The following is a 10,249-nucleotide window of genomic DNA, read 5'->3' as shown; positions in this document are numbered from 1 at the left end:
CCTTGAGGCTATTGGCCTGTCGCCGTGTCAGTGGATGCGCATTATAGGCAAGTTAAGATTTAGCGCAAGGGCTTTTAGTGATAAAAAAGCAAAAAAAAGATCGCATGATGATCTTTTCATCAAATACGATCTTTTTTAATCAATTCAGGTGTGATTAGTCTATTAAGTAAGCAACCTTATATCACTATCGTTAGACTTTAATTGCAATTTATTGAAACTGTCGTAAAAACTCAACAGCGTTTTCATCATCCCAATCGACATAAGTACGCACATAAGCAACCAATTCACCTTCTTTATTTAGAATAAAGGTCGCTGGTATGGTGTCTAGTGGAAATACTTCTCGTAAATTCTGTCTTGGGTCGTAATAAGAAGTAAAAGCACCTAGACCAATAGAATCAAGGAAAGGGCTAACTTGCTTCTTGCCTTCTGCATCAATAGAGATTGGCATCAACACATATTCGTCTTTACTCAGTGTTTTCTCTAATCGATTTAATGCAGGTAGCTCTCTTACACACGGAGGACACCAGGTCGCCCACATATTAATGATAACAACTTTGCCTTTATGGGCTTCGAAATCAACTTCATTGCCTTCGGCATCATTAAAACCAATGTGTGCAATAGGAAACGGCTGCGCTAATACATTTATCTTATCAAGTGTTGATTGACTAACATGCTGTTGCTGTTTTTCCATTCCAGGATATGCATTAGCGGTAAAACTTACCGCTAATGCACCAAGCATGATCAATTTGATCATCTTGTTCATTTTTCATCTCGCTGTTGCTTGCTTGCTAATAAAGCGGCTAACTCGTCACGATCTGTGTCAGTTAACTCTTGCTCCACATTTGCTGCTTTACCACGTTGTTTACGAACAACAACCAATGCAATGTAAAGTGCAATAAGCATTAGTACAAATGGGCCAATCCATAGAATGTAGGTCTTAGGATCTAATCTTGGCTTATATAGTACAAAGTCACCGTAACGACTTGTCATAAAATCTACTATTTGATCATCACTCTTTCCTTCGTCAACCATGGTGTAGACTTCAAGACGGAGGTCTTGGGCTACTGGCGAATTAGAATCGATCAAGTTCTGATTTTGGCACTGTGGGCAACGTAAAGAGTGCGCTAAGTTCAACGCACGCTTTTGGTTATCGGTAGATTTAAATTCATAAGTATCTACTGGCGTTGCCATCACATTAAAAGCTAAAACTAAACTTGTCATCAAGCCAACAAGTATTTTCAATGTTTTCATTATTAAACTCCGTCTTGTTTAGCTTCAGCTTGTAACTGTTGGATCATTGGGTAGAGTGTTTCACTCCAGACATTACTATCAACTGGCCCCGCGTAGCGGAAACGGATTATACCGTTATGGTCAACAATGAAACTTTCTGGTGCTCCATATACCCCAAGGTCTAAACCTAAACGTCCATCTTTATCAAAAATGTTAAGCGTGTAGGGATCGCCTTCACGACTTAACTCACGTATTGCTGGCGCACGCTCATCTCGATAATTAACACCATAAATAGGTAAAATATTTTTACGCGCAAGCATCATTAAAAAAGGATGTTCGTATTTACATGCCGGGCACCATGTAGCCCAAACATTGATCATCGACACTTCACCCTTTAAATCAGCTTGCGTTAACATTTCACCCGGCGTTTCAAGGCGTTCAAGTTGGAAAGCCGGTACCGGCTTTCCTTCTAGTGCTGAATCCAGCTTTTGTGGATTTAAGAATAACCCCTGATAAAGAAAAACTCCCATCCCCAAAAACAATACCAATGGTATAAACAGCACCAACTTTTTCATACTTTCTCCGATATATTAAGCAGTGGCTAATTTTGCTTGTTCTGCTTCTTCTTTAGCAGTTTTAGCTTCTTTAACGCGGTAACGCTTGTCTGATGCAGCTAAGAAACCGCCGACCATCATAAAGATTGAACCAAACCAAATCCAACGAACAAACGGTTTATAGTTAAGACGTACAGCAAATTGAGTCATGCTCAATGGATCACCCATAGTCACATATAGATCACGGAACAAGCCCCAATCAATACCTGCTTCAGTCATATCCATCGTACGTACATTGTATTGACGACGATCAGGTCTTAACAATGTAACAAATTCGTCATCGTAATAAACTTCAATCTGACCTTGTTGCGCGGTGTAGTTAGGACCAACCACGTTTTTGGTTTCAATATAGTTGAAGGTATAACCCGCTAACTCTTCACTGAGACCAGGGCCCATACGAACACTTTTCTCAATCGAGTAGTTAGACACCATAGTGGCACCAACAATTGATACGGCAATACCTAAATGGGCAATAATCATCCCCATTTCACTACGGCCAATCTTGTTAAGGGTGAACTTACCTTCTTTGTCAGTTACTAGGTTATATGCCGCTCTGAAGGTTGCTAGTGCTACCCATGTCGCAGCAGCAATACCGAATGCAACCCAAAGGTTCATTTCGTTACCAGCGATAAATGGTGTTGCCAAACCAACAATTGCAGCCACAATCGCAGGGATCATAAGTTGGCGTTTAATCTCACCCGCTTTAGATTTTTTCCAGCGAATGATTGGGCCAATTCCCATGAAGCCAAACAGTACAAGTACAATTGGTACAAATACAGCGTTGAAATATGGAGGTCCTACAGAGATTTTGCCCATACCTAATGCATCAATTAGCAATGGATATAGCGTACCAAGTAGTACAGTACCTGCTGCAACAGTTAATAACACATTACATACAAGTAAGAAGGTCTCTTTAGATTTGAGTTCAAACCTTGCAGGACTGCTCATTTGACTTGCTCTTAACGCAAACAAGGTCAAGGAGCCACCAACTGCGAGGCCAAGCAAGAGCAGAATAAACATACCACGGCTAGGATCGGCTGCAAATGAATGCACTGATGTTAAAACACCTGAACGAACAATAAAGGTACCTAGCAAGCTTAATGAGAAAGCGAATATTGACAGTAATACGGTCCAGTTACGGAATGCGCCACGTTTTTCAGTCACAATAAGTGAATGCACTAACGCTGTACCGATTAACCAAGGCATGAACGATGCGTTTTCAACTGGATCCCAGAACCACCATCCGCCCCAGCCAAGTTCGTAGTATGCCCACCAAGAGCCTAACGAGATACCGCCTGTTAGGAATACCCAAGCTGCTAGTGTCCAAGGACGTGACCAACGAGCCCAAGCAGAATCTAGACGACCACTCATAAGCGCAGCAATAGCAAATGCAAAGCTAACTGAGAAACCAACATACCCCAAGTACAACATTGGTGGATGGAAGATTAAGCCCACATCTTGCAACATTGGGTTTAAATCTCGACCTTCCATCGGTATTGGGAAAATACGCTCAAATGGGCTTGAAGTGATTAGCATGAATAAAGAGAAGCCAACAATGATCATTGCTAATACCGCAAGAACACGTGCGATAAAGACTTCTTCCATACCTTTACTGAACAATGCAACTGATGCAGCCCAGACAGATATAGAGAATACCCAGAATAGAAGTGACCCTTCATGGCCACCCCACACTGCTGCAATCTTAAAGAAGATTGGCAATTGTGAGTTTGAATGATGTGCGACATAAGCCACAGAGAAGTCATCAACGGCAAAACTATAGCCTAGGCTGATAACTGAAAGAGCGATGAAAAAGAACATACCGTAACAAATCGGCCAAGCATATCTTACGAGATACTGGTCCTTACGGGCTGCACCAATTAACGGCACGGTCATTAATAGCATGGCAAATGCCACACCTATAATGAGCGAGAAGTGTCCAAGTTCTGGGATCATGGGTATTCCTCAGTGTGATAAAAGTTGGTCCGAACCTAATCAAACCAACGCATAACTAACATAATGCTATATATCAGCTACATTAACATTAGCTAATACGAATTTTGTTATATTTTAGTATTTGCTGTTGTTTATGTCTGCCTATTTCATGCAAAACTGGGTCACTAGTCTCATTCTCAAAAAAATAGAGATTAAAAACACACAGTTATAACAGCTAAGCCTATGACTAAAAAAGTTCATTTAAGTTTCGTTTGATTTCAAAGGTGGTTATTTATTTGTGAACCAGTGCCCAACTATAAGGATTCTGACTAAGTAAAATCGTATATTACTGTTCAATGAATCATCTTTACGTATAATCTAGCACTCAAGTTAGGCGGCAGTTCCGCTTTATTTTTTCAGCAACCTAAAAGTGAATATTGAAACAATGACCACATTTTGGATATTTATTGCGCTTGTCGTACTCATCAGCTTAATGCTGATTTGGATCCCTCATTTTCGTCAGCAAAAAATGCTATCTGCTGAAGAATCAGGCGTACGTAAGCAAACTAACCTTGAACTCTTCAACGAGCGCGCAGGCATTTTAGCTAAAGAACTTGAAGAAGGCTTGCTTGATCAAACAGAGTTTGACGCGCTTAAAAAAGAACTAGAAATTGGCCTTCTGCAAGATATGAAGATTGCAGGTGACGATTCTTTAGATACGAAATTAAAAGCAAAAGGGATCTTATGGCCATCAATTATGACCGTTGGTGTCTTGGCTGTTTCAGGTTACTTTTACTCAACCCTTGGTGCATACCAGGAGTTAGCTACCCCGCCACAAGCTGAAGCTTCGCCACATCAAGGTATGAGCAATGAGCAGATTATGGCTCAACGTGTACAAATGATGGAGCAGCAAGTTCAAGCTGAGCCAGAAAACAGCCAAGCTTGGTTTAGCTTAGGTCATGCTTATATTTCAGCAAACCAGTTTGATCATGCTGTTGCCTCTTTTGATAAAGTGATGGAATTAGTTGGCACAGCTTCTGAATTATTAGGCCCTAAAGCGACGGCACTGTATTACAAAAATGGTCAGCAAATGAATCCTCAGATTCAAGCGCTTGTTGATCAATCTTTAGCTTTAGATCCAAACGACCCTTCTACATTGTTGCTTGTCGGTATGGATGCGTTTTTCACTGCTGACTATCAAAGCGCAATCACAGCGTGGCAATCTATTTTAGATAGCGATCGTAAAGATGTGGATCGCACTGCACTTATGAATGCTATTGAATCTGCCCAAATGCGTATTCAAGCTGAAACGGGAGTGATGCCAAACGATAGTACTCATAACCCAATGGCAGCAGCTACAGCCGAAGCAGGTATTAAAACTGTAGATGTCGCGATATCAATTGCTCCAGAGTTAGCCGATCAAGTTAGCTCTTCAGATATGGTATTTATCTTCGCCCGTTCAACTCAAGGCCCTAAGGTACCTTTAGCTGCGACCAAAATAAGTGCCAACAGTTTACCTGTAACGGTGACACTTGATGACACTACTTCAATGGGTGGCGATGTAAAACTAAGCAGTGCTGCAAATGTAGAAATTATCGCAGTGCTATCAAAACATGGCAGTGTGAAGGCGCAACCTGGTGATTTAAAAGGTATCGTTGCATCTGTTGCTGTGGGTAAAGAAGCTAAACTATTACTTGATACAGTGGTTCAATAATCCACTATCAATAAATAGACATAAAAAAACCGGCTCTTAAGCCGGTTTTTTTTATTGAGCAACCTAAAATTACTTAGACATAAACTCAATAGCGTTTTTGTAATCTTCATCAGTACAATCAGTACACATTCCACCTGGTGGCATTGCATTTAAACCTGTTTTGACTGTTGCAACTAATGCATCAAGACCTTTAGCTAAACGTGGTTCCCAAGCTGCAGCGTCGTGAGTCTTTGGTGCACCAGCAACTCCCATGCTGTGACATACTGTACACGCTTTGTTATAAACCGCTTCGCCATCTTGGGCAAAAACGTTTGAAGACAAAGTCAACGCGGCAACTGCAGTCATTGCTAATAATTTTTTCATGTTCATCGTTCCTAAATGCAAATAAATTAACAGCTCAACGCCACCTTTTAATGAAGGCAGACTTATAAATCGCCATCAGATTACTACAAACTTCAATAAAACTCACCTTTTTGTGACAAGAATCTCACCTTGGCGTCCAAATGAAGACAATAAGCTAAGATAAAGTAATATATTAGAGAATCATGAAAAAGTTCACATAAGATGTATTTTATTGGAACCACTTCAAATACCTAGCACATAGATGAGCTGAATGCTAAACCGCTAATTGTGTTTATGTTAATATAAAATTATATTCATCTTTAACAGTGATAATGAGGGCTAAGTGACAGAAAACATTCAACGGCCGACCTTAATAAGAGCGAATGAGTTAACCTGCATTCGCGAAGATCGCATTCTGTTTGACGAATTGAGTTTTGAAATTAACGCTGGTGATATTGTCCAAATTGAAGGCCCAAACGGTGCCGGAAAAACCAGTTTACTACGCATAATAGCCGGACTTTCAAGGCCATACGCTGGTGAAGTCGAATATATCGATACCGATATCACACAATGCCGTGATGAATTTAATGAAGATTTACTTTACCTAGGTCACTTAGCAGGTGTTAAAAGTGAGTTAACAGCAAAAGAAAATCTTAACTTCAATTTAAGGTTAAGTGGTTATGATGACTTTGATAGTTACGATATATTAGCCAAAGTTAACTTAGGCGGTTTTGAAGAAGCCCTAGCAGGACATTTATCTGCAGGTCAGCATCGTCGCACCGCATTAGCAAGACTGTGGCATACCAACAGTCGTATTTGGATTTTAGATGAGCCATTTACCGCCATTGATAAAAAAGGTGTTGAAGAACTAGAGCAATTATTTATTCAGCACACTAAAAATGGGGGTTGCGTGATTATGACAACTCACCAAGATATGGGCATCATTACTGATGATGTGCTTCGTAAGGTAAAACTAGACTATCGTTTCGTATAAGGTACAACAATGAAAAGAGGCATAAGTTACACCCAAGCATTTATGACATTGTTGCATCGGGATCTAAAAATCGCCATTCGACATCGTGGTGATATTTTTAACCCGTTATTATTCTTTGTACTGGTAGTGACATTGTTTCCGCTAGGCATTGGCCCTGAACCACAAGTATTATCACGTGTGGCACCAGGCATTATTTGGGTCGCAGCCCTACTAGCATCGATGCTGTCATTAGAGCGTTTATTTAAAGCCGATTTTAGTGATGGCAGCTTAGAGCAAATGTTGCTCAGCCCACAGCCATTATCAATATTGGTATTGTCAAAGGTATTGGCACACTGGATTTTAACCGGTGTACCATTAATATTAGTGGCACCTTTACTTGCAGTACTGCTGCATTTAGATAGCAATAGCTATGGCGCGCTAATCTCGACACTAGCAGTCGGAACACCAGTATTGTCCCTTCTTGGGGCTATTGGTGTTGCATTAACTGTTGGATTACGCAAAGGCGGTGTACTACTAAGCTTGCTAATTTTACCGCTATATATACCTGTTCTCATCTTCGCTACAAGTGCGATTGATGCGGCTGGAATGAATTTACCCTACACAGGTCAACTTGCTATTATTGGTGCAATGTTGGTCGGTTCATTAGTTATGGCACCATTTGCAATTGGTGCTTCATTAAGAGTGAGTACAAACTAAATGTGGAAATGGCTACATTCATACGCTGATCCAGAGCGTGCATACAAACTAGCATCAACCCTTTTACCTTGGTTTGCATTTTCTGCCATCTTATTTATAAGTGTCGGAACCATCTGGGGAATGCTATTTGCCCCAATGGATTACCAACAAGGCGAAAGTTTCAGAATTATTTATATCCATGTACCAGCTGCCTCAATGTCTATGGCCGCGTATATGGCTATGGCATCCGCTTCATTTGTCGGGATTGTATGGCAGATTAAAGCAGCCGATTGGGTTGCAGCCTCAATTGCACCAATAGGCGCTGTAATCACCTTTATCGCCTTGTTAACTGGTGCTGCATGGGGCAAACCTATGTGGGGCACTTGGTGGGTATGGGATGCACGCTTAACATCAGAACTGGTGCTATTATTCTTATACCTAGGTGTAATCTCTCTTTACGCTTCATTTGAAGATAAAGTACTTGCAGCTCGTGCAGCAGGCATTTTAGCAATAGTTGGTGTAATTAATATTCCAATTATTAAATACTCAGTTGATTGGTGGAGCAGCTTACATCAACCTGCGACAATTAAAATCACTGAAAAGTCATCAATGCCAATGGAAATGTTAGCACCGTTACTTATCAATATCGTCGGTTTTGGATTAATGATTGGTGCAATCACTTTGCTACGCTACAAAGCTGAGATTTTAGCTAGAAATGGAATGCGTCCTTGGGTTAGAGAATTAGCAAAAGCGGAGGCATCGAAATGATACAGTTCGAATCATTTTCTGAATTTTTAAATATGGGCGGTTATGCATTCTATGTATGGTTGTCATACGGTGTTACCTTCGGAAGCTTAGGGACGTTACTATTCTTGAGCCTTCGTCAAAAAAGATCCGTCTTACTCGAAATATCTAAAAAGATGGAACGAGAAGACCGCCTTAAAGAAACTAGGAGTAGCAGATAGTGAATTCAAGACGCAAAAAGAGATTAACACTGGCAGTCGCATTAATTGCAGGTGTTGCCGGTATCGCATCATTACTAATATATGCGCTAAATTCAAACTTAAACTTATTCTATACTCCGTATGAAATTGTAAACGGTAAACCAGATACAGGTGACAAGCCTGAAGTTGGTCAACGTATACGTGTAGGTGGTATGGTGACCTTAGGCTCAATGGTACGTGATCCTGATAGTTTACATGTTGAATTTGCCATTCATGATATTCTTGGTGGCGAAATCATCGTAACATTTGATGACTTGTTGCCTGATCTATTCCGTGAAGGACAAGGTATTGTTGCACAAGGTGTATTAACAGAGCCCGGCGTATTACAAGCAACTGAAGTACTTGCAAAGCATGATGAAAATTACATGCCTCCAGAAGTTGCTGAAGCCATGGGCCAAAGCCATGAAAAATTAGATTACTCTGAGCAAACTCAATCCGAAGGTTATAAATACAACTAATCCAAGATTAAGTAGCGACCATACGAAATTTAAGCTTCATCCGTAAGCTAATCACCATGTAAAGCACTGACCACAATTGGTCGGTGCTTTTTTATTTGGCTTGCGTAATTAAAGTATAGGAAGTCAACTATGAGTTTAAGTTTACTGTTGCCCTCAAACAACCAAGAGTTAATGTTTAACCAAAAAGTTGTGATAATCAATCCCTCTGCATTAGCCGCAATTCCCCCCAAAAAACTATAAAGTGCTAATTACCCGGAAAATGATAACCCTAGCCTCTGCGCACATTTAAACGGACTTATATTAACAAAGTACACTAAACCCTATATTAATCGTAATAAGCTGACTGGAAGCTTTTAAATAGCTCTCAAGCGATTATATTTCTAATACCTACAGCGCATGAATAGCTATCTTACCTATTAGCACCGCACAAAACCCTTCTTTAAAAAAATCCCTTAAACAAAACTATATTCTGCATTGGAGCAAACACCAATGCCAAACCAGGCTGCAATTGATATAGTTGACTTGAATACCTTTTTTAGCAGCTAATAAAAAGAAGTGTTATTTCACTGCTTAATAAAATCTAGAATGAATCAAAATAAATCTTAAAATTAGCAACTAGGGTTTAAATAACAGGTAAATCACTTTCGTTGTCCACTAGATTCTGAGCCTAACAAGCCGGGACACTTGGTGATAAAGACTTAGGTGGACTCGTTTAACATGTGCTACTTGAAAAGGATAACTGGTTTTAAGCACACGTTTAGTGGCTTTATAAACAAAGACGCAGAACCCTTTAACGCTGCCAACTAACTTAAACAGTTAACCTTTCATGGCTAGTAAACCAACTTATGTCACCAAAAAATGACACAACTAAATGGCTACAGTCAAAACTGATTACAGCAATGCAAATGACAATTTAGCTATTACAGAAAGCTTCGTAAACAACTTTCAAAGCAGTTTAACTGACTTAGGTTCAGATGATTAACAATTACAACTGGGTAGTTTGCGAGTAAATCTAAGCTAATTACGAGAAGCTAATTACGAGAAGCTAAATATTCATTTTCTTGTGGATTTACGAGTCTTCAGTCAGCAGCGAACTATTTTAAATTAATGGAAGCTCTATGCTAGCCAGGTAAGCCAGGTAAGCCAGGTAAGCCAGGTAAGCCAGGTAAGCCAGGTAAGCCAGGTAAGCCAGGTAAGCCAGGTAAGCCAGGTAAGCCAGGTATGCCAGGTAAGCCAGGTTAGACAGGAAAGCAAGGTGCGGCCGGGGAGGAGGGGGGGGGGGGGGG

The 10,249-nt window shown here is 40.4% G+C and carries 11 protein-coding genes; 6 read left to right on the top strand and 5 right to left on the bottom strand.

The window, feature by feature from the left end; genetic code table 11:
* Nucleotides 1–208: 208 nt before the first annotated feature.
* The 4 genes from Q4533_RS19310 to Q4533_RS19295 are packed head-to-tail and all read right to left on the bottom strand — an operon-like array spanning nt 209 to nt 3,797.
* Nucleotides 209–763, bottom strand: a complete 555-nt coding sequence (locus tag Q4533_RS19310; protein ID WP_102440372.1) for a TlpA disulfide reductase family protein — start codon at nt 761–763, stop codon at nt 209–211.
* Complete coding sequence (gene nrfF / locus Q4533_RS19305; protein ID WP_102440373.1) at nt 760–1,251, bottom strand: heme lyase NrfEFG subunit NrfF; 492 nt, start codon at nt 1,249–1,251, stop codon at nt 760–762. Before nrfF ends, Q4533_RS19310 begins: the two co-directional genes overlap by 4 nt.
* Nucleotides 1,252–1,253: 2 nt before the next feature.
* On the bottom strand, nt 1,254–1,805 hold the full coding sequence (locus Q4533_RS19300; protein ID WP_102440374.1) for a DsbE family thiol:disulfide interchange protein: 552 nt from the start codon (nt 1,803–1,805) through the stop codon (nt 1,254–1,256).
* A gap of 15 nt (nt 1,806–1,820) precedes the next feature.
* Nucleotides 1,821–3,797, bottom strand: a complete 1,977-nt coding sequence (locus tag Q4533_RS19295; protein WP_076543206.1) for a heme lyase CcmF/NrfE family subunit — start codon at nt 3,795–3,797, stop codon at nt 1,821–1,823.
* A gap of 424 nt (nt 3,798–4,221) precedes the next feature.
* On the opposite strand from Q4533_RS19295, the gene ccmI reads away from it, so the two are divergent.
* Nucleotides 4,222–5,490, top strand: coding sequence for a c-type cytochrome biogenesis protein CcmI (gene ccmI, locus Q4533_RS19290; RefSeq protein WP_303446831.1), 1,269 nt, complete (start codon nt 4,222–4,224; stop codon nt 5,488–5,490).
* Between the two features lie 69 nt (nt 5,491–5,559).
* On the opposite strand, the gene Q4533_RS19285 is transcribed toward ccmI, so the two are convergent.
* Nucleotides 5,560–5,853 carry a cytochrome c5 family protein gene (locus Q4533_RS19285; RefSeq protein ID WP_076543207.1) on the bottom strand — a complete coding sequence of 98 codons (294 nt, stop codon included), beginning with the start codon at nt 5,851–5,853 and terminating at the stop codon, nt 5,560–5,562.
* Between the two features lie 322 nt (nt 5,854–6,175).
* On the opposite strand from Q4533_RS19285, the gene ccmA reads away from it, so the two are divergent.
* Genes ccmA through ccmE form a run of 5 tightly spaced genes read left to right on the top strand, consistent with a single transcriptional unit; the run spans nt 6,176 to nt 8,963 of the window.
* The gene (gene ccmA, locus Q4533_RS19280; protein WP_102477113.1) at nt 6,176–6,826 is read left to right on the top strand and encodes a cytochrome c biogenesis heme-transporting ATPase CcmA; all 651 of its coding nucleotides are present in this window, start codon (nt 6,176–6,178) and stop codon (nt 6,824–6,826) included.
* Between the two features lie 9 nt (nt 6,827–6,835).
* Nucleotides 6,836–7,522, top strand: a complete 687-nt coding sequence (gene ccmB / locus Q4533_RS19275; protein WP_076543209.1) for a heme exporter protein CcmB — start codon at nt 6,836–6,838, stop codon at nt 7,520–7,522.
* On the top strand, nt 7,523–8,269 hold the full coding sequence (locus Q4533_RS19270) for a heme ABC transporter permease (RefSeq protein ID WP_102477112.1): 747 nt from the start codon (nt 7,523–7,525) through the stop codon (nt 8,267–8,269). It abuts the gene before it with no gap.
* Complete coding sequence (gene ccmD, locus Q4533_RS19265; protein WP_102440380.1) at nt 8,269–8,466, top strand: heme exporter protein CcmD; 198 nt, start codon at nt 8,269–8,271, stop codon at nt 8,464–8,466. Before Q4533_RS19270 ends, ccmD begins: the two co-directional genes overlap by 1 nt.
* Nucleotides 8,466–8,963, top strand: a complete 498-nt coding sequence (gene ccmE, locus Q4533_RS19260; protein WP_102440378.1) for a cytochrome c maturation protein CcmE — start codon at nt 8,466–8,468, stop codon at nt 8,961–8,963. Before ccmD ends, ccmE begins: the two co-directional genes overlap by 1 nt.
* The last annotated feature ends 1,286 nt before the right edge of the window (nt 8,964–10,249 follow it).

The sequence above is a fragment of the Shewanella sp. 6_MG-2023 genome (assembly GCF_030547195.1).
GTDB lineage: Bacteria > Pseudomonadota > Gammaproteobacteria > Enterobacterales > Shewanellaceae > Shewanella.
This window is presented reverse-complemented; position numbering and strand designations above follow the sequence as displayed.

Excerpts from the sequence above, each read along its gene's own strand:
- ccmI (WP_303446831.1), top strand. The coding sequence starts at position 4,222 with ATGACCACATTTTGGATATTTATTGCGCTTGTCGTACTCATCAGCTTA.
- Q4533_RS19310 (WP_102440372.1), bottom strand. The coding sequence starts at position 763 with ATGAACAAGATGATCAAATTGATCATGCTTGGTGCATTAGCGGTAAGT.
- Q4533_RS19270 (WP_102477112.1), top strand. The coding sequence starts at position 7,523 with ATGTGGAAATGGCTACATTCATACGCTGATCCAGAGCGTGCATACAAA.
- Q4533_RS19300 (WP_102440374.1), bottom strand. The coding sequence starts at position 1,805 with ATGAAAAAGTTGGTGCTGTTTATACCATTGGTATTGTTTTTGGGGATG.
- nrfF (WP_102440373.1), bottom strand. The coding sequence starts at position 1,251 with ATGAAAACATTGAAAATACTTGTTGGCTTGATGACAAGTTTAGTTTTA.
- ccmB (WP_076543209.1), top strand. The coding sequence starts at position 6,836 with ATGAAAAGAGGCATAAGTTACACCCAAGCATTTATGACATTGTTGCAT.
- Q4533_RS19295 (WP_076543206.1), bottom strand. The coding sequence starts at position 3,797 with ATGATCCCAGAACTTGGACACTTCTCGCTCATTATAGGTGTGGCATTT.
- Q4533_RS19285 (WP_076543207.1), bottom strand. The coding sequence starts at position 5,853 with ATGAAAAAATTATTAGCAATGACTGCAGTTGCCGCGTTGACTTTGTCT.